18 protein-coding genes are annotated in these 21,903 nt (G+C 63.1%); 9 read left to right on the top strand and 9 right to left on the bottom strand.

All coding sequences use genetic code 11. The features are described from left to right. The first annotated feature begins 7 nt into the window (after window positions 1-7). From AC1MCD_RS19875 to AC1MCD_RS19915, 9 genes are read left to right on the top strand one after another with little or no spacing between them, the layout of a single operon-like run. Window positions 8-1,132, top strand: a complete 1,125-nt coding sequence (locus AC1MCD_RS19875) for a Gfo/Idh/MocA family protein (RefSeq protein ID WP_498674572.1) — start codon at window positions 8-10, stop codon at window positions 1,130-1,132. Next, complete coding sequence (locus AC1MCD_RS19880; protein WP_498674574.1) at window positions 1,129-2,124, top strand: NAD-dependent epimerase/dehydratase family protein; 996 nt, start codon at window positions 1,129-1,131, stop codon at window positions 2,122-2,124. Before AC1MCD_RS19875 ends, AC1MCD_RS19880 begins: the two co-directional genes overlap by 4 nt. Then, entirely contained in the window at window positions 2,121-3,287 is a 1,167-nt protein-coding gene (locus AC1MCD_RS19885) for a DegT/DnrJ/EryC1/StrS family aminotransferase (RefSeq protein WP_498674575.1), read from the top strand. The genes AC1MCD_RS19880 and AC1MCD_RS19885 overlap by 4 nt, the downstream gene beginning before the upstream one ends. After that, a complete protein-coding gene (locus AC1MCD_RS19890) occupies window positions 3,284-3,943 on the top strand; it encodes an acetyltransferase (RefSeq protein ID WP_498674577.1) in 660 nt (219 codons plus the stop codon). The genes AC1MCD_RS19885 and AC1MCD_RS19890 overlap by 4 nt, the downstream gene beginning before the upstream one ends. Then, window positions 3,940-5,079: a DegT/DnrJ/EryC1/StrS family aminotransferase gene (locus tag AC1MCD_RS19895; protein WP_498674580.1), complete on the top strand. Its 1,140-nt coding sequence runs from the start codon at window positions 3,940-3,942 to the stop codon at window positions 5,077-5,079. Before AC1MCD_RS19890 ends, AC1MCD_RS19895 begins: the two co-directional genes overlap by 4 nt. Then, window positions 5,076-6,536, top strand: a complete 1,461-nt coding sequence (locus AC1MCD_RS19900) for an oligosaccharide flippase family protein (protein WP_498674582.1) — start codon at window positions 5,076-5,078, stop codon at window positions 6,534-6,536. Before AC1MCD_RS19895 ends, AC1MCD_RS19900 begins: the two co-directional genes overlap by 4 nt. A gap of 13 nt (window positions 6,537-6,549) precedes the next feature. Further along, window positions 6,550-7,824, top strand: a complete 1,275-nt coding sequence (locus AC1MCD_RS19905; protein WP_498674584.1) for a glycosyltransferase — start codon at window positions 6,550-6,552, stop codon at window positions 7,822-7,824. Then, window positions 7,817-8,980: a glycosyltransferase family protein gene (locus tag AC1MCD_RS19910; protein WP_498674585.1), complete on the top strand. Its 1,164-nt coding sequence runs from the start codon at window positions 7,817-7,819 to the stop codon at window positions 8,978-8,980. The genes AC1MCD_RS19905 and AC1MCD_RS19910 overlap by 8 nt, the downstream gene beginning before the upstream one ends. A gap of 19 nt (window positions 8,981-8,999) precedes the next feature. Beyond that, the gene (locus AC1MCD_RS19915) at window positions 9,000-9,890 is read left to right on the top strand and encodes a DUF6492 family protein (RefSeq protein WP_498674587.1); all 891 of its coding nucleotides are present in this window, start codon (window positions 9,000-9,002) and stop codon (window positions 9,888-9,890) included. Window positions 9,891-10,194: 304 nt separating this feature from the next. Here the strand turns inward: AC1MCD_RS19915 and AC1MCD_RS19920 are convergent, their stop codons facing one another. The 9 genes from AC1MCD_RS19920 to AC1MCD_RS19960 form a co-directional block, all read right to left on the bottom strand. Continuing rightward, on the bottom strand, window positions 10,195-11,034 hold the full coding sequence (locus AC1MCD_RS19920) for a chain-length determining protein (RefSeq protein WP_498674589.1): 840 nt from the start codon (window positions 11,032-11,034) through the stop codon (window positions 10,195-10,197). Further along, a complete protein-coding gene (locus tag AC1MCD_RS19925; RefSeq protein ID WP_498674591.1) occupies window positions 11,034-12,224 on the bottom strand; it encodes an O-antigen ligase family protein in 1,191 nt (396 codons plus the stop codon). The genes AC1MCD_RS19920 and AC1MCD_RS19925 overlap by 1 nt, the downstream gene beginning before the upstream one ends. Before the next feature lie 242 nt (window positions 12,225-12,466). Continuing rightward, window positions 12,467-15,247, bottom strand: a complete 2,781-nt coding sequence (locus AC1MCD_RS19930; protein ID WP_498674594.1) for a WecB/TagA/CpsF family glycosyltransferase — start codon at window positions 15,245-15,247, stop codon at window positions 12,467-12,469. A 295-nt stretch (window positions 15,248-15,542) separates the two neighbouring features. Beyond that, complete coding sequence (locus tag AC1MCD_RS19935; protein WP_498674596.1) at window positions 15,543-16,862, bottom strand: M18 family aminopeptidase; 1,320 nt, start codon at window positions 16,860-16,862, stop codon at window positions 15,543-15,545. A gap of 49 nt (window positions 16,863-16,911) precedes the next feature. Beyond that, complete coding sequence (locus AC1MCD_RS19940; protein WP_498674598.1) at window positions 16,912-17,817, bottom strand: intradiol ring-cleavage dioxygenase; 906 nt, start codon at window positions 17,815-17,817, stop codon at window positions 16,912-16,914. 84 nt (window positions 17,818-17,901) lie between these two features. Continuing rightward, window positions 17,902-18,591: a response regulator gene (locus AC1MCD_RS19945; RefSeq protein WP_498674599.1), complete on the bottom strand. Its 690-nt coding sequence runs from the start codon at window positions 18,589-18,591 to the stop codon at window positions 17,902-17,904. Continuing rightward, entirely contained in the window at window positions 18,588-19,928 is a 1,341-nt protein-coding gene (locus tag AC1MCD_RS19950) for a sensor histidine kinase (protein WP_498674601.1), read from the bottom strand. Before AC1MCD_RS19950 ends, AC1MCD_RS19945 begins: the two co-directional genes overlap by 4 nt. 20 nt (window positions 19,929-19,948) lie before the next feature. Further along, window positions 19,949-20,845, bottom strand: a complete 897-nt coding sequence (locus AC1MCD_RS19955) for an ABC transporter permease (protein WP_498674603.1) — start codon at window positions 20,843-20,845, stop codon at window positions 19,949-19,951. A 3-nt stretch (window positions 20,846-20,848) separates the two neighbouring features. Beyond that, window positions 20,849-21,796: an ABC transporter ATP-binding protein gene (locus AC1MCD_RS19960; protein ID WP_498674605.1), complete on the bottom strand. Its 948-nt coding sequence runs from the start codon at window positions 21,794-21,796 to the stop codon at window positions 20,849-20,851. Between the last annotated feature and the right edge of the window lie 107 nt (window positions 21,797-21,903).

Consider the following 21,903-nt stretch of genomic DNA (forward strand, 5'->3'; position numbering starts at 1 on the left):
AAGTGACATGCGAACCTTCTCCAATCCGTTCCACGTCCCCACCCATAGGCAGCCGACGCCGAAACTGAAGATCGCCGTCGTCGGAGCTGGATATTGGGGGCCGAATCTCGCCCGCAACCTGCAGGCCAGCCCCGATTGGGATCTGGTGGCGATCTGCGATCTGGACATCGCACGGGCAGCAAAGCTGGCCGCGTCGCTGGGTGACATTCCCGTCGTCGAATCCCTTGACGAACTCCTGGACACCCTTGACGTGGACGCCGTAGCGATCGCCACGCCAGCCCGCACCCATTACGGGACCGTCATGACGGCGCTGCGCGCCGGCAAGCATGTGCTGGTGGAAAAGCCGCTCGCGGACAGCCGTGCCCACGGGCTGGAGATGGTTGCGGAGGCCGAGGCGAATGGCTTGGTGCTGATGGCGGACCACACATACTGTTACACGCCGGCAGTTCTCAAGATGCAGGAACTGGTACAGGAAGGCTCCTTGGGCGAAATCCTGTTCGTTGACTCCATCAGAATCAATCTCGGACTCGTCCAACCCGATGTGGATGTGTTCTGGGACCTGGCGCCGCACGATCTGGCGATACTGGACTTTGTGCTTCCCGGCGGCCTGAACCCTGCCGAAGTTTCCGCGTTTGGCGCGGATCCACTGGGTACGGGACGCGATTGCGTGGGGCACCTGAATTTCAAGCTTCCCAACGACGCCACAGCCCACGTCAACGTGAACTGGCTGAGCCCGACCAAAATCCGGCAAATGGTGATCGGCGGATCGTTGCGGACCCTCGTGTGGGACGACCTGAACCCGCAGCAGCGACTCAGCGTTTACGACCGGGGTGTCAGCCTTGACCGGCAGGCTAAATCGGCGGGGGAAAAAAAGGCATCGGCAATCTCCTACCGCCTCGGTGACACCTGGTCGCCGGCGCTTCCCGAGAGGGAGGCCCTGGGCCAAGTGGTGGAGGAACTGGCCTCTTGTATCCGGAACAAGCGGGAGGCCCGTACGGGTGGTGCGTCCGGCCTGCGGGTCCTGTCCGTACTGGAAGCAGTGACGCACAGCCTGAGCATGGACGGACAGTCCGCGCCCGTGGCAGGGTACGAGCTGGCCGGCGCCGGTGTGCAGCTGGGGAGCACGCTGTGAGCGAGCTCCGGGGGGCCAACGTCCTGGTGACCGGGGGGGCAGGAACTATCGGTTCAACGCTGGTGGATGCCCTCCTGGACGCCGGGGTGAACCGGATTGACGTGCTGGACAATCTTGTCCGCGGCCGGCTTGGCAACCTTGAGCGGGCGCTGGAAAGCGGCCAGGTTGAACTGATCCACGGAGACATCGGCAACCGCGATCTGGTTCACGACCTCACCAAAGGTAAGGACCTGGTGTTCCATCAGGCAGCCATCCGGATCACGCAATGCGCCGAGGAACCTCGACTCGCCCTCGAAGTGATGGTGGACGGGACATTCAACATCCTGGAGGCCGCCGCGGAGCACAAGGTGGAGAAGCTCATCGCAGCCTCCAGCGCCTCGGTCTATGGCATGGCGGAGGAATTTCCCACCACTGAACGTCACCACCATGCCAATAACGACACCTTTTATGGCGCCGCCAAGTCGTTCAACGAAGGTATGGCCCGGAGCTTCCACGCCATGACGGGCCTGGACTACGTGATGCTGCGTTATTTCAACGTCTACGGACCGCGCATGGATGTCCATGGCCTCTACACCGAGGTCCTGGTCCGGTGGATGGAAAGGATCATGGACGGCAAACCTCCGCTGATCTTCGGGGACGGCCTGCAGACCATGGACTTCGTCTTCACCGCTGACGTGGCCCGGGCCAACGTGCAGGCTGCCGCCAGCGACGCAACCCAGGGGGTCTACAACGTCGCCAGCGGAACCGAGACCAGCCTGCTGGAAATGGCGCAGGCGCTGCTGCGGGTCATGGGCTCGGACCTGAAAGTGGAACACGGCCCGGACCGCCTGGTCAACGGCGTGGTCCGGAGGCTTGCCGACACAACGGCCGCGCGGCAGGACCTGGGATTCAAAGCAGAGGTGGAACTCGAAGAAGGACTTCGCGAACTCGTCAGCTGGTGGAAGCCACTGCGGGAAGAAATTGCCGCGAGCAGGAAAGTTGGTGTCCGATGACTTCAGAAGCAACCGTTGCCCGGATCAACGTCATGAAGCCGTGGCTCGGTGACGAAGAAGCTCAGGCACTGGCGGAGGTGGTGGCCTCCGGCTGGGTGGCCCAGGGGCCCAAGGTCAAGGAATTTGAGGCGGCCTTCGGTGCCTCGCAGGAAGTCCATCACGCCGTCGCGACCTCCAGCTGCACCACAGCCCTGCATCTCGCCCTGGTGGTTGCCGGCATCGGTCCCGGAGATGACGTGGTGGTGCCGTCGCTGTCGTTCATTGCCACTGCCAACGCCGTGACGTACGTGGGGGCCCGTCCCGTCTTCTGCGATGTCGACCCTGCCACTGGCAACGTGACTGCAGAGACCATCCACGCGGCCCTGACGCTGGACACACGCGCCGTCATCGTCGTTGACCAGGGCGGCGTGCCGGTAGACCTGGATCCCATCCGCGAACTCTGCGACCGGCACGAAATTACGATTATCGAGGACGCCGCCTGCGCCGTGGGGTCCCAATATAAGGGCCGGCCGGTGGGCACCGGGGCAGACGTGACCGTCTGGTCATTCCATCCCCGCAAAATCCTCACCACCGGGGAAGGCGGGATGCTCACCACGCAGCGCGCTGACTGGGCTGCGCGTGCCCGGACACTTCGGGAACATTCAATGAGTGTCTCCGCGACTGACCGGCACGGTTCACTGCTGGCGCCGCCGGAGGTCTATCTCGAAATCGGCTTCAACTACCGGATGACCGACCTGCAGGCTGCTGTCGGGATGGTACAGCTGCGCCGGCTTGCACGGATAGTGGAGCGGCGGCGGGAAATAGCGGCCGCGTACGTTGCCGGGCTGGCAGGGGTCAAGGGCCTGCGGTTCGTGTCTGATCCCCCCTATGGCACCACTAATTTCCAGTCCTGCTGGGTTGAGGTGCTGCCCGCTTTTGCAACCAGCCGTGATGGCCTGTTGTCCCGGCTCGCGGATGCAGGCATTTCGGCCAGACGTGGCATAATGGCCGCCCACCGCCAACCCGCGTACCGCGGGCGCGACAACGGCAATGCGGGGCTGCGGCAGACTGAGCGAATGACGGACCGGACCCTCATCCTGCCCGTATTCCACGAGCTGGACGCCGTCAGCATGAACCGCATCATCAACACGATCCAGGCTGCCGCAAAGGGAGTGGGAACGTGAGTGAACTGATTCTGATCGCAGCCAGTGGCCTGGCCCGTGAAGTTTTGGCCATGGTGCGCAGCAGCGGTCAATACGACGTCGTAGGCCTGCTTGATGACGACAAGGAAATGGCAGGCGTCACCGTCGACGGGGCGCCCGTGCTCGGAACCATCGACGACGCGTACAAGTACACGCACGCCTTCATCCTGGTCTGCCTGGGCTCCGGAAAGTCGCGGGAAATGGTGGTGGACAGGCTCAGCGTCATGGGGCTGCACGAGGCGAGGTACGCCACCGCGATCGACCCGACCGTGCAGTACCCGGAGGGGTGCCGGATCGGCAGGGGCAGCATCCTGTTGCGCAACGTCACGCTGACAGCCTCTGTCACCCTCGGCTCGCACGTGGTGGCCATGCCGTCGGTGACGTTCACGCACGACGACGACGTGGCGGACTTCGCGACTTTCGCCGCCGGAGCGTCCCTGGGCGGCGGCGTCCGGATTGGCCGGGCGGCATACCTCGGGATGAATTCCAGCGTCCGGGAACGGACGTCGGTGGGCGCCTACGCCACAGTGGGGATGGGCGCTGCGGTGCTCAGCAACGTGCCCGACGGCGAGACCTGGGTGGGTGTCCCGGCCCATGCAATCGACCGGGAAGCCTTCTGCATCGGGAGTGGACAATGAACCCGGCACAGCCGGTCCGGGCTGAAACTGCCATCCCCCTGGTGGACTTGGTGGCGCAGCAGGCCGACGTGAACACGGAGGTAATGGAAGAGCTCGCGGAGGTCTTCCGCCAAGCGGCCTTCATCGGTGGGCCGGCCGTGGCAGAGTTTGAGACGGCATATGCCGAATTCCTGGGCGCCCGCCACTGTGTGGGCGTGGCCAATGGTACCGATGCGCTGGAGCTGGCGCTGCGGGCGTCCGGCGTTGCGGCCGGCGACGAGGTCATCCTTCCAGCGAACACTTTCATCGCCACGGCGGAGGCGGCGAGCCGAATTGGAGCGGTCCCGGTGCCGGTTGACGTCGATCCTGAGTATTTGCTGATTGACCCCGAGGCCGTAGCCGCCGCCGTCACGCCACGTACGCGGGCCATTGTGCCGGTGCATCTTTTCGGCCAGACGGCCTTCGTGGAGCGGCTCACTCCTATTGCGGCGGCCTGCGGAGCCGTGATCGTCGAAGACGCCGCACAGTCGCAGGGGGCCACACGGTTCGGCCGCGCCGCCGGCACTCTTGGAGTTGCTGCCGGTACGAGTTTCTACCCGGGGAAGAACTTGGGAGCCGCCGGCGACGCCGGTGCGGTGCTGACGGACGACGACGGCGTGGCGGCCCGGGTGCGGACGCTCAGCTCCCACGGGAGCTTGCGCAAGTACGAGCACGACGTCGTCGGGTTTAACTCACGCCTGGACGCCGTCCAGGCGGTGGTGCTTCGTGCGAAACTCGCGAAACTCCAAGCATGGAACCTGATGCGGCGGGCGGCAGCTGAACAGTACAGTCAGCTGCTCGCTGACGTGCCGGGCGTTCAGGTTCCACAGGAAGCTCCCGGCAATGTGGATGTCTGGCACCTGTACGTTGTACGTGTTCCTGACCGGGATGCCGTGCTCGCCGCCCTTCAATCCGCGGGAATACAAGCCGGGGTCCACTACCCGGTGCCGGTACACCTCAGCGGCGCCTACGCCGGCTCGGGAATGCGTGAAGGCTCGTTCCCAGTGGCCGAATCGGCTGCCGGACGCATCCTTTCCCTTCCCCTGTTTCCGCATATCACGGAGGCGCAGCAGGAACGGGTTGTTGGGACGCTGCGGGACGCCCTGGAGAAATCATGACGAAGTCAAGGGCCGCCGTCGGGGCATCTAATGCCTTTGGTTGGAGCCTGCTGAACACGGCAATGTCACGGCTTGGAACATTGGGCATCGGTATCCTGCTCGCCCGCGTGCTGGGGCCAGAGTCGTTCGGGACCTTTGCCATCGCACTTGTGGCGCTGATGGCGGTCCTGAGCTTCAATGAACTGGGAGTGTCCCTTGCCATCGTCAGGTGGCCCGTGGATCCCGCGAAAATAGTACCGACGGTCAACACGATTTCCATTATTGGCAGCGCAGTGTTCTGCGCCGCCGCCTTCTTCGCCGCTCCCGTTTTCACGGCCGCCATGGGTGACACTGAGGCGACCGACGTGGTGCGGGTGCTCATATTGAGTGTCTTCATCAATGGAGTGGTGGCCTCACCTGCAGCCCTCCTTCAACGGGAGTTCCGGGAGAAGACGCGGCTAGGTATTGACCAGGTCAACGTCTGGGTTGGAGCAACACTGTCCGTGATTCTGGCCTTGGCCGGGATGGGGGCAATGGCCCTCGCTGTTGGACGGGTCGCAGGCAGCCTCATATCGGGAGCAATGTTCCTGGCCGCATCGCCCCTGCCGTACCGGCTTGGAGTGGATCGATCCCTGTTAGGTCCCCTGCTTCGGTTCGGATTGCCGCTGGCGGGTACGAGCATCATCTTTTTCGCGATCGGTTACGCCGATCAACTCACGGCTGGAACCATTTTGGGATCCACCGCGCTGGGGCTTTATGTGCTTGCCTTCAATCTTTCAAGTTGGCCGGTCAGTCTTTTGGCACAGCCACTAAGACGTGTCGCTCCAGCCGCATTCTCAGCGCTGCAGCATGACAAGGCCGGGATGAACGACGTCATGGTGTCCATGGTGGCCGTGCTCACCGCTGTAGCGTTGCCGCCTATCTTCTGGCTGGCCGGAAGTGCGGTCCCGCTGGTGGGCTGGGTCTACGGGCAGGCCTGGCTGCCCGCCGCGGCTGCCTTGTCCTGGCTCGTCATCGCCGGAATGTGCAAGGTCTTTTGCGATCTCTCCTATGACTACCTGGTGGTACAAGGCAAGTCCGGCACAGTACTGATGGTCCAGGCCGGCTGCCTACTGGCGTTGATTCCGGCGCTGGCGGCGGGGGCAGCCTGGAACGGTTTGCCCGGTCTCGCAGCAGCTCAGACAGTGGTGAGCGGGTGCGTTATCCTCCCGCTCTACGCCCGGATCCTGTCCGGTTCCGGCGTTAGCCTTCGGAGGATTCTCACAGCAATCCGGTGGCCGGCGGTCGCCGCCATCGCCACGGGCCTGCTTTCCTATGGCATAGCCAACGGCATGCAGGACTCGTTCTGGTGCCTCCCCGTCTCCGGCACTCTCACCCTCGGCATCACAGCGTTGTTGACGTACGCCCGCCGCGGCGACGTCCAGGTCCTGCGAGCGGTCGGCCTGGCCAGATCGTCGGAATCCAAGGAACTTGTGTGAAGGTGAGTACGCGATGAAGGTTCTGGTCTACCCCCACGACTTGGGCATCGGCGGAAGCCAAATAAACGCCATCGAGGTTGCCGCTGAATTGCAGCGCATGGGCCATGAAATGATCATATTCGGACGGCCTGGCCCGCTCGTGGCGACCGCCACCGAATTAGGGTTGGAATTCGTGCCGGCCCCCGAACTTAGACGGCGCCCAGCGGCAGCAGCGGTTCGCGCCCTGGCCGCCATGGCTGAACACCGGGGCCTTGATGTCCTTCACGGTTATGAATGGCCCCCGGCCTTGGAGTGTTACCTGGCGGCCAGGAGACTGAAATCGACTGTCGCAGTTTCCACTGTGATGTCCATGAGTGTGGCGCCATTTATACCCAAGCATCTTCCCATCGCCGTAGGCACGCAGTTGATTGCCGAGGCAGAGGGAGCTCTTGGACGCGCGCGCGTTTCGGTGCTGGAACCTCCAGTGGACACCGAAGCAAACCGGCCTGGCCTGCAGCTCGGGCAGTCTGAGTTCAGGCGCAGCTGGGGTCTTGGGCAGGATACCTACCTCGTGACCATAGTGTCCCGTCTCGCCCATCAGCTGAAACTCGAAGGAATTCTCACAGCGATGGAGGCCGTGGGTAGTCTTTCGTCCACCTTCAAGATTTCTTTGCTCATCGCCGGGGATGGCCCCGCCCGTGATGAAGTTTCGAGGCGCGCGGGGGAGCTTAACGCGCGTACGGGTCGCCAGACCATCATCCTGACGGGCGAACTCAGCGATCCGCGTCCGGCGTATGACATCGCTGACGTTTGCTTAGGGATGGGCGGCTCAGCTCTTCGGGCAATGTCATTCGCCAAACCTTTGGTTGTCCAGGGTGAGTGCGGCTTCTGGTCACTGCTGACACCCTCGTCGCTGTCTACCTTTCTTTGGCAGGGCTGGTATGGCGTCGGGAATGATCCGAGCGCCGGCGCTCGGGAACTTGCCCGGCTTCTCCAGGAACTGCTGCCAGCAACGCGGCTACGGGAGGAGCTCGGCGCCTTCGGCCTCCGCGTGGTCCGTGACAGATTCTCCTTACACGGGGCTGCAGCCGCACAGTTGGCGATTTACGCCGACGCATTGGCGACCGCACCCCTGCCTCAGAACGAGTTCGTTGACAACTTCGTTGCCACAGGTCGGTTCCTGAGCCATGAGAGCCGGCGGCTCATTTCTCGCCTTACGGGGCGGGAGGCCTCGGATGATTTCAACGCCCGCCCTCTCACTGGTCAGCGGACCATGGAAGATTCGTCCTTCGGAGCATCGAATGCATGAGAAGACCATCGTCTGGATCGCCGGCACCAACTGGGACTCGGTGTCTGGCACAGATAAACGGCTAGTAGAGGCGTTGCCCCCGGATCATCACGTTCTGTGGGTTGATCCGCCCCTTCCTGCAATGGATCTCCGGGCATTGAAGCAGTTGGTCACCGCGAGCAGACGCCTCCCTGAGCGCGTGTCCGCCAATGTGCTCCGTGTCCGAGTTCCCGCGTTACCCGGAGTGACGCGGCCAGGCATCCGACACGTCACAGCGCACTTGTTGGAACGGGCCGTTGAACAGGCCTTGAAAAACATCGGCACAGCGCCGACCGCGGTAGTCGTCGCCTTTCCGTTAGCCAGATTTCCTCGCGGCGTGCCGGGACGAAGAATCCTGTATGCAACCGACGATTGGATTGACGGTTCAGATCTCATGGGCTTCTCCAGGGCGGCAGTCCAAAGTGTGCTCGTATCCAACCTGCGTCGAGCCCACAGCGTTGCCACGGTGTCGGAGCAAATTGGAAATCGGCTGAGTTACCTGGCGGGCTTCGGATCGGCTGTGGCCGCCCAAGGCCTACCCTGCCCGGTGTTCAGCGTTATCCCCAATGGGGGCCCCACGCCTGTTGCTGGCATACCAAGCCCTCGGCAAGCCATCGCAGGACTGGTGGGGCAACTGAACGAACGCCTTGACCTGGACGTCCTTGAGGCTGTGCGGAATACGGGCACTCAGATTGCTGTGATCGGGCCTCGGGCCGAACGGGATCCCGCATTTCGAGTACGCATGGACACGTTCCTTTCCTCCCCCAATGTGACGTGGCACGGACTCCTCCCACCTGACGAAGTGGCCAACAGAATTGCCACCTTCGGTGTGGGCATGACTCCGTACACTGACACCGCGTTTAATCGCGCGAGCTTTCCCCTGAAAACCCTTGAGTACTTATCCGCCGGAGTAGGCGTTGTGTCATCCGATATGCCCGCAGCACGTTGGTTGAACACCCCTCATGTGAAGGTAGGGGTTACCTCCGCCGACTTTGCTCGCAACGTAACGCAGGTGCTGGCGGAACGTCATGATGAGCGTGCAAACGCCGCCCGCAGGGAGTTCTCCAAACGACACACGTGGGAGGCCAGAGCCTGCGATTTTCTCAAACTTTGCGCAACCCCAGCACCGGCCGCCTGACATCAGAGGAAATGCTGACATGATCCCTTCCCAGCCACAGTCCATTGCCCTTATTACCCCGAGCTATGCACCGGATTTCGAGTTGTGTGCCGACCTCCACAATTCCGTTATGCGCTATACAGGCGTCGATGTGGAACACCACATTATTGTGCCGGCGGCCGACGTTGAAGCCTTCCGGCGGCTGGCCGGACCGCGGACGTTCATCGAGGATGTCAGGGATTACCTGCCCCGCACCATGGTCAGCATCCCAGGGGTTAATGCTTGGGTGAACCTCCGCCGCCCAGTGCCGCCCGTGCGCGGTTGGATTGCACAGCAAATCGTGAAGCTCGCGGCTGCAGCCGCTATGGAAACCGATGTAGTGCTCCTGGTTGACTCCGACATTGTCCTGATCCGGCCGATCGATGAGGGTTCATACTCACCCAAGGGTGTTTTGGAGCTATTCGAGGTGCCTGACGCCGTGGACGAGACATTACCCCGCCACCGACTGTGGCACACGGCCGCCAGGCGGCTGCTCGGACTACCGGCCGCAGAGGCCACCCTCCTTCCGGACTATGTATGTTGCCCGTGTGCTTGGAGTCCTGCGGTTGTCCGGGAGATGTTGGCCCGGATCGAGTCAGTAACAGGACTCGGCTGGGCCACCGCGGTGGGCCGGGAGCTACATTTCTCTGAAATGATTCTCTACGGGGTCTACGCCAAGGAAATACTCGGTGCAACCCATGAGATCCACTGCACAAGTGACATGCGCTGCCTGAATCACTATGACGAGTTCCCACTCGGCGAAAAGGAACTACAGGAGCTAGTGGCGAACACTGGCGTGGAAGATCTGGCCGTCATGATTTCGGCGAAGTCGGGCACGGAATTATCCGTGCGGCGCAGGGTGTTGGCGGGACTCCGGCCTCCTGAGAGCTGAACAGGAACAAGCAGAAGTCCCCCTTCGCTCCAGGTATCTTGTTGCGTGGTCTGGCCCATCCGGAATAGTCCGATATCGCCAGCCGGTCCGGGAACGCCTGGTGTTGGTCCCTGGCCGCCCGGCCCCAGCAAGGAGAACAACGGAACACGGCCTGACAAGGAGCGTTCACCACTGACGTGACTGTCGTGCACGGGGGCGTCACACGGTGAATCGGCCCCAAATCAAAGCCAGGAGCCGTTCACCGATGCCTCTTGACAATCAGGCCTACAAAATTAGCCTTCCTGCTCAGATATGCGCGGCGTACCTAAAGGCTTACCCGTTCCGGCGTTTCACGTGTTGCATCGCGCCGTGAACGATGGGCAGAGACAGGTGAGCTTCGCAGCGGTACATTCGCCATCCTTGACGCGTTCGTCGTTATCCCGGATTCAGGGGGCGCCGTCACTGAAGCTGTGCCTGCATCATCAGCTCCCGCCTCCTCCACGGCCACTGCAGCCGCCCTGGATCGGCGTCGCAGCCGGACCGATTCCATGGACCTACCAAGGGACACGGCCCCGAACATAAGCACTGCTCCTCCCAAAATCACCATGATGACTGAACGGAGCCGGCTCGAGAACTGCTCAGTAGCTTTATCGGGCGGATTGACCATTAGGGTGGTGAACAAGAAGCGCTCGTCCGCGCCATTCACCTGCTGTATCGCCTTTAGATCAGCTTCTAACCGGGTACCCAGCGCACGCGTCGTCTCAAGCGAAAATGATTCGGACTCGCCGTGGCCGGTTATCGAAACCACGAAGCCGTTGCCGTTGATTCCCTCTGTAATCGTGTAGTCAGTACTCAAGCCCGACGCTTTCAGGAATTGGGAAGTTTGGCTTCCATTCAGACGCGCGATGAGGACCTCGGTTATCAGCGCGGGATCGGATGCCCGAAGAAAAGGGTTGTCCCTGTTTAGGCCGGCCAGCTCGGGATTGACCTGCAACTCCTTGTCGGTAGGTAACTTAGGATTCACCAGCGCGTAATTCATGCTCGACTCGAAGTAGCGGGGACCGAACTGAAAAACATAAGCAGCTGCAATAAGCGTTACAAGTATTACTGGAAAGACATAGGTCTTATGGTGCCAGATGGTACGGATGACAGTCAGCGGATCCATTAGAACCCTCCTTTGACTTCGATTGAACTTTCATTTTTGGTCATGATCCAAACGGCGCCGCCCAGTCCCACGATGAGCGGATACGTCAGCGCGAAAACAGGGAAGGACAGAGAGTCGAACGTTAATGAGCAGACAGCGGCCACAAGTCCACCGGCGGCGGTTGCTGCCGCAAGGCACCCTAGCGCAGGGGCCTTGGCCGCTCGCGCTGCAAGAAAAGCCGCGATCCCAGGAATTGCTAGATAGGCAACGGTCCCCACGAGGCCAACTATCCCCATGGTCACGGTGGAGTTGAGGTACTGATTGTCCAGAATTAGCAGCGCATTCGGGGGTGTGTAATTGCCCGGTCCTGCGCCGAGAATGGGCCTTGCTTCGAACATGGCGGCAACGCGCGGATAATTGTTGGTGCGTGTGGTGATTGACGGATCGCCTTGGTCGGGCATCAGGGCATCAAAGATGGTGCTCAACAGTCCAGGGATGGTTAGGAACAAGCTTGCAATTATTACCGGAAGAAAAACGAAGGTCCACTTTCGTGCCCGCAGCGGCATAAAGGGAATAAAGACAGCCATCGCCACAGCAACCCCCAAGACACCGGAGCGGGAAATAGTCGCTGCGATCGCAAAGACAAGGAGTAGGGTCCCTGCCCAGTGCTGCCACTTCCGTCCGGTTGTGTCGTAGATTCCCCGCCAGATTGAAAGGGGGAGCAGCATAGAGCAAACTACTGCAAGTTCAATCGGGGTGAACGTGGTCCCGGCAACCCGGAGAAGTGCACCACGAATCTGGAATACGGTGTCACCGCCGTTGTATGTGAATCCTGGCATGACATTTCTGAGCCATTCTGCGGGGTTAATCTGCAGAAAGAACTGGACCGCTGCTACAAGGCAGCAAAATACTCCACCTGCCAATAGTGCGCGTACCAAAATCATGGCGTCGCCGAGGCTTTTTATCTTTTCTGTGGCCACGAAAATTACCGCCGTACTCCCCAGAAGGAGGATGACCCAACGGTCTGCCGAGGCTCGGGCAGCAATCGAACTGGGCCCTGTCCAGCCGGAGTAGAGCGCAACATACGAAACGCTGGTTGCCAAGAGCAGCAAGGCGAGACCGATCCGGCCCGGATGGCGCTTAGGGATGGGATCGTGCAGGCCAAGCAGGATTGAAGCCGCCCAAAGAACAAACAAGCCGGTGGCCAGCATCAGGGGTACCGTTCCGGCAGCCCCCATCGGTTCGAGAACCATGGTAGAAGGAACCGCAAAAGTGGTTAATGCGGTCAGTCTCAACAGAATGGGAACTCGACCGGGTGTCGTTAACACCGCGTCCTCGTCGCTTTGCCTCCCGGGCGTACCGCGCGTCATTTCTGGCACGCCTGTGATTTCCGCGGAAGATAGCTTCCCTCTCCGGCGGGAGTTTGACACCGCGTGGACGCCTAGGGGCTTATTCACTTAACGCCCACGTCCGGAGCATCAGAACGCAGCGCTCGGGACGTATCGTCCCGTTCCCAACGTCCTTCGTTCACCCGGTCGAAGCTCCACCTGCCACCGAGTGCAAAAGCAGCGTAGACGGCAGCGTCAAGTGCTGAAGAGGGCCCCCGAACCGAACGGAACAGTTGATGAAACGTGTTCGCGGCCGTAGATTCCAGTACTCCGTCTTGCTCCGAATTGCCGCGATAAACCCGTTTGAGGGTGTTCAAGAGGGCCGGCACGGTGCGTGGAGTCGTTATGAGAACCGGATCGCACTGAACGATGCGTTTTTCGCCTGGCCTATACAGCCTGTCAATGTAGTAATCGTCGGCCGTCAGCGGGGGAAATTCTTGGAGTTTGGCATGGCCGCGCTCACTTAGCCCGTAGACTCCAGCTCCCCATAAGGCCAAAGAAGTGCCAGGGATCCTGCTCCGGGCCCGGTAGTAGGCGCGCACGAGCCATTGTGCCCCCTGAGTGTCGTATTGGAATGCAGGGCGGGCAGCCAGCGGGCCCGACTCCTGCCCCAGCTCTTCGAACGTTCGCTGCAGCGATTCACCGGAAACAGCAATGTCGGCATCCAGGTAGATCCGAGGCCACCTCGTAGCCACACGGTCTCCCGCGTTAAGGGCAGCCACCTTGGATGCCTGGGGAACGGTGATCACTCGTACGCCCGGAACCGATGCGGCAATGGCCTCGGTGTCATCCGTACAGGCATTGCAGGCAACGATGACTTCCACTGCGCCGCCGCGCAGGGTCGGTCTTAGGGAGGCCAAGGTCCGTCCGATGACAGCAGCCTCATTGTGGGCTGGAATTATCACGGAGCCGCCATGGAGCCCCGCGGCATCGCTGCGGGGCCGGTAGCTTACAGCCTTGGGCAGATCCTCCCAGCGCCGGAGACCCACTACCGCACGAAAGGCCAGCCAGCTGCCGCGCTTCGGAACCCGCAGCAGTTCAGCCGTCGCTACCGTGCAATGAACAAGTGCCGCATGGGTGGCATTTCCGTGCTTCCGGGCATATCTGATGCGGTTCACCGCCATTAGCGCACCGAGCTCAGGGGAAATTCCGGAACCGCCTCCTCGATGTGTCATTTGCGCCTTGGGTTCGAACCAGGCGGTGACACCTTTGAGCCGCGCACGGCGAAAGAAGTCTGTCTCCTCCGAATAGAGGAAGAAGCTCTCGTCCCAGCTTCCTACCGAAGCTGCCGTTTCCGACGAAATAAGGACCGCCGCTCCTGTAGCCCAGTCCACCGGATGAGGATGGACATAGCTCTCCTCGTCGAAATCCATCTCGGATAGCCAGCCCGGCCGGGCGGCCAGCCTGCTTCCCAGGAGTGCGTCCCCCAACGACCGGAACAAGCTAGGCTCCCGCCGAAGCGAGGGATAGTTTGTCCCGTCCTCATTGAGCAACCTGGGGACGACTATGCCTGCTGCGCTGCAGCGCATCCGGTCCCTCAGAGCCCCAATGGATCCACGTGCGAGCCAGAGATCCGGATTCAGGATCAGGTACGAGTCGGCCGTTCCAGCGCGTTGAAGCGCCGCGTTGAGACCTCCCGAATACCCCCTGTTTCCGCCAGTGGCAAAAGAATGCACATCCTCTTCCGGGGCCAGGGCCTCCAATGTCTGTGATGAGGAGGAGTTGTCGGCGATCACCACCTTGATGGACTGGTCAGCCGTCTCCTGCCTTAGCGAGTGGAGCAGTCTTCCAATGTCCCGTTCGTTGTTGTACGTGACAATGAGGACAGCGACGTCGGCGTGTTCAGTCAGGGACGCGAACTTGCCCGGTGTCACTACGGCACGCGCAGACTTACTCATGGTGGGAGGGCCATTCAAGATCCCCACCGGAGGCCGGCTGGTAGAGCTGTGCCTGCGAACCGAGAGATACGCTGGTGGCCCGTCGAGCAAATACCGCTTACCAAGGCGCCGGGGTTCTAGCGCAAGTCGCCAGGCCCACTCCAGCCCAGCATCACGCGCGTACGTGGGGGCCCTGCGCACACGCCCGGCCAAGAAATCCACCACAGCTCCAAAGGCCAACAAGACATTAGCCCCGGTTTGCGCGCCGTACTCTGCGATCCAAAGCTCCTGACGGGGTTTACCGAGGCACACAACGAGGATGTCTACGTTCGCACTTGCAATTTGTTCACACAAACTCAGGCAAGTAGTGGCGTTTTTCAGAGCTTCACGCGAAGGAGCCCACCATCCCGCCACCTGCAGGTTTGGCCGTTCCTGGGCAAATTTCTCCCGAACCAGGGAATGGGTTTCGCCTGCCCCGCCCAGGAACCCTATCCGTAAGCCCTCTGTTTCCGATCGGTCCAGGACTGATTCAATGAGATCACTACCGGCAAGCCGCGGCCACGAGCGTCCGGTGATTCTGTTGGCCTGGGTAACCAGCGGGGCGCCATCGAGCAGGGAAAGCCATTCCATGGAATCCTGGTTTTCCAAGGTTTGCCCCCAAGGACCGTTCGCCCCGAAGTGCTTGACGTGGTCCAGATTTGCGGACAACACTCCTAGGGGTGCCGGGCCCCCTCTGACTGCCCTGCCGATGATCGCTGCGGTGGCGTTCTCAAAACTGGTCAGGTCCACCGGCACCCCGCCGATCGATACAGAAGTGATGAGCCTGGTGGCGCCACTTTCCGGCAGGTCCTGCCTTGAGGAGTAACTGGACTCCCGGTGACCTGTTTTGACTGCCATGCGATCAGTAACCAAGGCCGGCAGGCCCAGTTTAAGGATCCGGCGGGGGAAAGCTCCAGGTGCAGACGTCATTTTGGCTCCATGGTCACGGCGCGACCGTGCACTGGCCGGCTGTGGGGTCTGCACTCCCCGCTCCGGCCCGGATACCAGCTGGCATCCTGCCTGTCGCGTCAATCTGTTGTTTCGGCCGTCCTTTCGGTGGCGGGACTATACAGTCCCACCCATCTGCGGTCCGGAACCATGGACCGCAAACCCGGAGGGCTTCCGTTTTCTCAACCGTAGGCGTGGACCAACCACGCTAATAGGCGAATGAGGCCTCTATGTGGGTATCCGCAGCACCTTTGTGGTGCGACGAATCAGCCCGAAGCTAAGCCGCCGTCCGGAAGAACAGCTCCGTGACAACGGCCAGCCGGTGCGGGTCCTCCACGCCGCAGAGCTCGCGCGCGGAGTGCATCGAAAGCAACGGCACACCGACGTCGACGGTCCGGATACCCAGGCGCGTGGCGGTCAGCGGCCCGATGGTGGAGCCGCAGGGCATCACGTTGTTGGACACAAATTCCTGGTACGGCACCTGGGCCGCGATGCAAAGCCGGGCCCAGAAAGCCGCCCCGCTGGCGTCCGTGGCGTAGCGCTGGTTGGCGTTGATCTTCAGCAGTGGGCCGCCGTTCAGCACCGGATGGTTGGCCGGATCGTGCCGTTCGGGATAGTTGGGGTGCACGGCGTGGCCGGCATCCGCTGAGACACAGAACGACGCCGCCAGCGCCTGCCGCCGTTGGCTCACCGTGGCGCCGAGTCCGTCGGAGATCCGCACCAGGACGTCCTCAAGGATGGGCCCGCAGGCCCCGGAACGGGAATTGGAACCTATTTCCTCGTGGTCGAAGGCAGCCAGCACCGCGATCGGCGCACCCGCGCCGGTCCCGCCACCGTCCGAGGAAGAAGCAGCGTGCGCGATCAGCGCCGCCAGCCCGGCATGCGTCGCCGAAAGATTGTCCAGCCGCCCTGACGCGAAGAACTCACTATTGGCCCCGAAAACCGCAGGAGCCTGCGTGTCCGCTATGACGACGTCGTACCCGCCGATTCCGGCCGCATCAACAGAGGAGCCGGGAACATGGGACGCCAGGACAGCCAGCAGATCGAAATCTGCGGGATTCCCCAGCCCCCAGACGGGATTCATGTGCCGCTGCTTGTCCAACGTCAGGCCGTCGTTCACCGCGCGGTCCAGGTGAATGGCGAGCTGCGGGAAGCGTAGCAGCGGGCCGGTGGCTGTGAGGTGCTGGGTACCGTCCACCATGACCAGCCTGCCTGCCAGCTGGAGCTCACGGTCCAGCCAGGAATTCAGAAGCGGCCCGCCATAGACTTCCACGCCTGCCTGCAGCCACCCGAACGCGCCGGTGGTGGGCTTCGGTTTCAGTTTGAAGGACGGCGAATCCGTATGCGCGCCCAGGATGTTGAACCCGGTGGTGGGTCCCGTGCCGCCGGGCACAACCCAAGCGATCAGGGCACCGTCGCGGATCAGGTAAAACGAGCCCGCTCCGCCGGACCAGGGCTCCCGCTCGTCCAGGCCGGTGAACCCTGCCTCGTCCAGGCGGCGTGCGGCCTCGTGGACGGCGTGGAAGCTCGACGGCGATGCGCTGAGATAAGCGCCGAGGTCCTGGATGTGGTCTGCGGCGGCAGAAGGTGAAGGCATGGTTCCGAGTCTAACGCCGCGCCCGCGGGCGAACCCTGCGCCCCGCACGCTACAAGGTGCCGTTCAGGCCCGCGGTGTAACCCGTGGCGGCGGAGCCTGTCATGGTGGCCAGCTGGTAGATGCCGCCGTCGTCCCGGAAGACGTTGTCGTTCTGCAGGGTGGTCCGATTCATGTTCGCCACACTGTCCTCGTAGCCGGCCGTGGTGTAGACGTCTTCGCAGGCCGCCTTGGTCAGTGCGATCTGGGAGATCGCCAGCACCTGTCCGGCAGCCGTGGCGTTGCTCATGGATTCGAACACCTCGAAGTGGATGTGCGGCCAGCGTCCGGAGTAAGCGCCGGGGAAAATCGAGTTGAACGTGACCTGGCCGTTCGCGTCTGCTTCCTGGACGCCGCGGAGGTAGTTCTCGTTGGCCAGGCCGGAATCGTAGAGCGAATACCTGCCCTCCCGGTCGCAGTGCCAGGCGTAAACGGCTGCGCCCGCCAGGGGAACGCAGCCGTTGGCGTTGTCCAGCAGGGTGAGGATGAAGGTCAGCGGCACACCGCCTGCCTTCGCGCTGCCGGTCCCGAAACTCGAGGTGATGTCCTGCCGCACCACGCCCGAGGCTGCCAGGACGTTGGGGCCGTTCGAACCGTCGCCGGGGAACGGACCCGCCGTTTCCTCCGGGATCGTCAGCCCGCACTCGGCGATCGCCCGGGTGAGCGTCGGGCTGGCGGAGGGCGACGCCGTCGTGCTGGCTGCACCGGATGAAGCGGCACTTTCAGTGGCGGCCGACGTCGACGTGCTGGCTGTGCTGCCCGACCCGCCGCTTCCCGATCCACCAGGGGTGCACGCGGCCAGGGCCGCTGCCGCGCCGCCCGCGCCGAGGAAGATGCCAAGTGAACGGCGGCTCATGAGGGTGGAGAGATCGAACTCGAGGCCGCGGTCGTGGTCCGGATGGGGAACGTGATTGCTCATGGCTCCATCCAACCCGCCGCCCCTATCGCTCGGCTAGGGCGTTCCTGTGCTGAAGCTGTGCATCGGTTAGCCACCGCGCCAGCGTCAGTAATCAGGGTTGCTGGGAACCACCAGGCCGGTTTCGTACGCATAGACCACGGCTTGGACGCGGTCGCGCAGGTGAAGTTTGGTGAGGATGCGGCGGACGTGGGTCTTCACGGTGGCTTCGGACAGGAAGTACCGGTGCGCGATCTCGGCGTTCGATAGTCCCTCAGCCATGGCTTCGAGCATCTCGGTTTCGCGCGGCGTCAGGTCCTCAAGCAGCGGGTCGCGCTGGGTCGAGGAGGCCGGGCGGGCGGCGCCGCGGACGTATGTTTCGAGCAGCCGCTGGGTGACGCGCGGGGCCACCACGGCGTCGCCGCTGGCCACCACCCGAACGGCGTGGATGAGTTCCGACGGCGCCACGTCCTTGAGCAGGAACGCGGACGCCCCCGCCTGGAGGCCGGCGAACGCGTATTCGTCCACGTCGAAGGTGGTCAGGATGATGACCCGCGCCGTGGCACCGGCGGCGGTGACGGCACGGGTGGCCTCGATGCCGTCCAGCACGGGCATCCGGACGTCCATCAGCACGACGTCGGGCTTCAGTTCCCTGACCTGCCGCACCGCTTCGGCGCCGTCGGAGGCTTCGCCCACAATGCGGAGGTCTTCCTCGCCCTCCAGGATCAGGCGGAACCCCATTCTCAAGAGCGGCTGGTCATCCACCAACAGGACGGTGATTGGTTGTGTCTGAGTCATGCTCTGCCTTGCAGTTGTGGGACGTGGTCAGGATCGGGAAGGTCATCGCCGGGCCAGCTTAGGACTGCCCGGACCAGCCAGCCCCGGCCGCTTCGCCCGGCCTCCACTGACCCGGCGTAAATGCGTGCGCGCTCCGCCATTCCCGCCAGTCCCTGGCCGGTGCCGGCACCTCCGGAACCCGGCCCGCCGAAATCGGGCGCGTCGTGGCCCGCCACTCCCGCGCCGTCGTCTAGCACTTCGATGATGACCGTGGAACCGGCCCGGACAATGCTGACATCCACCCGACCCAACGACCGCCCGTACCGGAGCACATTCGTCAGTGATTCCTGCACAATCCGGTACACGGTCAGCTGGAACGCGGCGTCGCTGGGCAGCGCCGGGCCGGTGTGCGAGTAGTGCACCGGCAGGCCCGCGGTGCGGAAACCTTCCAGGAGTTTGGCCAGGCTGTCGCCCGAGGCAAGCGGCTGCCGCGGCGCCGTGCCGGCGTCGTCCCGCAGGACTCCCAGGACGCGCCGCATGTCCGCCAGCGCGGTCCGGCCGGTCCGCGACAGTTCGCCAAGCACCTCGGCGGCGCGGTCGGGACTTTTCCGGACCACGACGGCGGCGCCGTCCGAAAGACTGACCATGACCGTCAGGGAGTGCGCCACGACGTCGTGCATCTCGCGGGCGATCCGGTTCCGCTCGTTGACGGAAGCCAGGCTGGCCGCCCGCGACGCCCACGCCGCAATCTCCTGCTCGTGTTCACGGCGCTGCCGCACCGAGATGCCGATCCCGGTGGCGATGACGTTGGACAGGGCGATGGTGGCACCGGTGGTGATGCTGGTCAGGAGGTGGAAGTCCCCGGAATTGCCCGCTTCAGCGTGGACGAAGGAGCTCTCCATGGGACTCACGGCGGCCAGAAGATACAGCAGGGCCAGCGGTGCAGTGGCCGCGGCCATCGCCGTCAGGGCGAACCGGCGCGTGTGCGCAACCGCCACGGCGTACAGCGAGAACCACAGCCCGGCCGAGACGTTCGAGCCCCACGGGTGGAGGAGGGTGACGGCCACTTCCATCACCGCGACGAACGCGGCCAGCGCCACGGGATAGGAGCGTCGAAGGAACAGCGCACCTGCCACGGCGGCCAGGAGCACCGCCGCCAACCAGGCGCCCTGCAGGATGGCATCCACCATGGTGGGGGCAACCAACACCGTGAAACTCGCAACTACCACCGCGTCCATGAGGCGGGGACGCTGGTAAAGATACCGCCTGAGCCGGCCGCGGCGCTTGGCCGTGATTTCGGCGAAGGACGCGTGGGCCAGTCCGGCCGACGCGTCCTTCACCAGTGCCGCTTCATTCATGCCTTGAGCCTAGCCTCAGCTCAGACGTCGCGTTTCTTGAGGACGACGGCGGCGAGCACCACCGGGATAACCACCCAGGCACCGAGAACCAGTGCGGCCTGCCAGACCTCAAGGGTGTCCGGCAAGTGGTTCACAGCCGTCATCGGCTCCACAGTGTTACCCGGCAGGTATTTGCGGGTCTGGACGAAGAAATCGCCCGGGATCAGCTGAAAGGCGATGGGAGCCACGAAGAACAGGCCCACCAGGCCCATGATGCCACCCGCCGAATTCCTGAGCAGGGAGCCCAGCGCCATGCCAATGGCGGCGACGGCCGCCACATAGATGCTGTTGACCAGCAGCATCTTCACCGACTGCGAGCTGGCCAGGTCCAGATCCAGGTTGTAGTTGTCCAGGATCGGCACCGACACGAGGCCCGCGATGAACACAGAGACGGCAGTAACAACAAACGCCGTCACCATCACCACCAGCAGCTTGGCCACGAAAGCCGGCGTGCGCCTGGGTACTGCTGCGAACGTGGAGCGGGCCATTCCAGTGGTGAACTCCGAGCTCATCAGCAGCACGCCGAGGGAGCCCAGGATGAGCTGCGCGAAGGCAATGCCGGACGTGGGCACACCAATGGCAAGGTTGCCGCCCTGCGCGGCAAACGCAGCGGCCGCCTCGGGGTCCTTGAGCGCCTGCTCAGCGAAGGAACCCGTGCCCCAGGCGGACAGCGCGCCGAAGCCCACCACCACCAACACCGTGCAGGCAAGGAGGATCAGGGTGGAAAGGAGCGTGCGGAACTTGATGAACTCCGAGTTGAGCACACGGGGGAACGACGGTCCTGGGCCGGTGCTGGTGGCATCACCGGAGAGGGGCCCGGCGGGGGCAGCGTGCGCGCCGCGGCGGGACGGGTTGGGTTCGAGGGTGGTTGAGCTCATGGCTTAGTTGCCTCCGGACTGGGCGGGAGCCTCGGCGGCGCCTGCGGTGATCAGCGAGTGGTATTCGACCTCGTCCTTAGTCAGCTCCATGTAGGCCTCTTCGAGGCTCGCCTGCAGCGGGGTGAGTTCGTAGATCATGGTGTGGCTCTCGAGGGCGGCGCGGGCGATCTGGCGCGGATCAAGGCCGCTGACCTCGAGCAGCTCGTTATCCTGCAGCTCCACGGAGACGCCGTCCCCGGCCAGCAGCCGCATCAGCTGATCCGGCTGGTCGGTGCGGACCCGGGTTCGCGCGCTGCCCTTACCGTTAATGATGTCCTTGATGGGAGCATCGGCGATGATCCTGCCGCGGCCGATCACAATCAGGTGGTCCGCGGTGAGTGCCATCTCGCTCATGAGGTGGCTGGAGAGGAACACCGTGCGTCCCTCGGACGCCAGGTATTTGACCAGGTTACGGACCCAGACAACTCCCTCGGGGTCCAGGCCGTTGACCGGCTCGTCCAGGATGATGGTCTGCGGGTTGCCGAGCAGCGCGGCGGCAATGCCCAGCCGCTGTCCCATGCCAAGCGAAAAGCCGCCCACCTTTTTTTTGGCCACTTCGCCCAGGCCCGTCATTTCGATGACTTCGTGGACGCGCTTCTTCGGAATGCTGTGCGTGGCCGCCATGGCCCGGAGGTGGTTGTAGGCGGAGCGGCTGGTGTGGACGGCCTTGGCATCCAGCAGGGCGCCGACGTCCCGCAGCGGGGCGGCGTGCCGGTCGAACGGTGCACCGTTAACGGTGACGGTGCCCGACGTCGGCCGGTCCAGGCCCATGATCATGCGCATGGTGGTGGATTTGCCGGCGCCGTTGGGACCGAGGAATCCGGTGACCCGGCCGGCCTCTACGGTGAAGTTGACTCCGGCGACGGCGGTCTTCTCGCCGTACACCTTTGTCAGGCCTTGTGCCTCAATCATGGACGTGTTCCTTAGAACGGCAGCCTACCGGCTGCGGGAAGTTTGGTGTGCACTGTCCACGCTACCGACGGGAATCCCGCAATTCGCCTGTCTCAGGGATGATTCAG

Source organism: Arthrobacter sp. BF1 (genome assembly GCF_056680215.1).

Coding starts and splice junctions, on each gene's coding strand:
- AC1MCD_RS19925 (WP_498674591.1), bottom strand. CDS start 12,224: ATGCTGGCCACCGGCTTGTTTGTTCTTTGGGCGGCTTCAATCCTGCTT.
- AC1MCD_RS19885 (WP_498674575.1), top strand. CDS start 2,121: ATGACTTCAGAAGCAACCGTTGCCCGGATCAACGTCATGAAGCCGTGG.
- AC1MCD_RS19935 (WP_498674596.1), bottom strand. CDS start 16,862: ATGCCTTCACCTTCTGCCGCCGCAGACCACATCCAGGACCTCGGCGCT.
- AC1MCD_RS19930 (WP_498674594.1), bottom strand. CDS start 15,247: ATGACGTCTGCACCTGGAGCTTTCCCCCGCCGGATCCTTAAACTGGGC.
- AC1MCD_RS19910 (WP_498674585.1), top strand. CDS start 7,817: ATGCATGAGAAGACCATCGTCTGGATCGCCGGCACCAACTGGGACTCG.
- AC1MCD_RS19960 (WP_498674605.1), bottom strand. CDS start 21,796: ATGATTGAGGCACAAGGCCTGACAAAGGTGTACGGCGAGAAGACCGCC.
- AC1MCD_RS19900 (WP_498674582.1), top strand. CDS start 5,076: ATGACGAAGTCAAGGGCCGCCGTCGGGGCATCTAATGCCTTTGGTTGG.
- AC1MCD_RS19920 (WP_498674589.1), bottom strand. CDS start 11,034: ATGGATCCGCTGACTGTCATCCGTACCATCTGGCACCATAAGACCTAT.
- AC1MCD_RS19895 (WP_498674580.1), top strand. CDS start 3,940: ATGAACCCGGCACAGCCGGTCCGGGCTGAAACTGCCATCCCCCTGGTG.
- AC1MCD_RS19875 (WP_498674572.1), top strand. CDS start 8: ATGCGAACCTTCTCCAATCCGTTCCACGTCCCCACCCATAGGCAGCCG.
- AC1MCD_RS19940 (WP_498674598.1), bottom strand. CDS start 17,817: ATGAGCAATCACGTTCCCCATCCGGACCACGACCGCGGCCTCGAGTTC.
- AC1MCD_RS19955 (WP_498674603.1), bottom strand. CDS start 20,845: ATGAGCTCAACCACCCTCGAACCCAACCCGTCCCGCCGCGGCGCGCAC.
- AC1MCD_RS19915 (WP_498674587.1), top strand. CDS start 9,000: ATGATCCCTTCCCAGCCACAGTCCATTGCCCTTATTACCCCGAGCTAT.
- AC1MCD_RS19950 (WP_498674601.1), bottom strand. CDS start 19,928: ATGAATGAAGCGGCACTGGTGAAGGACGCGTCGGCCGGACTGGCCCAC.
- AC1MCD_RS19945 (WP_498674599.1), bottom strand. CDS start 18,591: ATGACTCAGACACAACCAATCACCGTCCTGTTGGTGGATGACCAGCCG.
- AC1MCD_RS19905 (WP_498674584.1), top strand. CDS start 6,550: ATGAAGGTTCTGGTCTACCCCCACGACTTGGGCATCGGCGGAAGCCAA.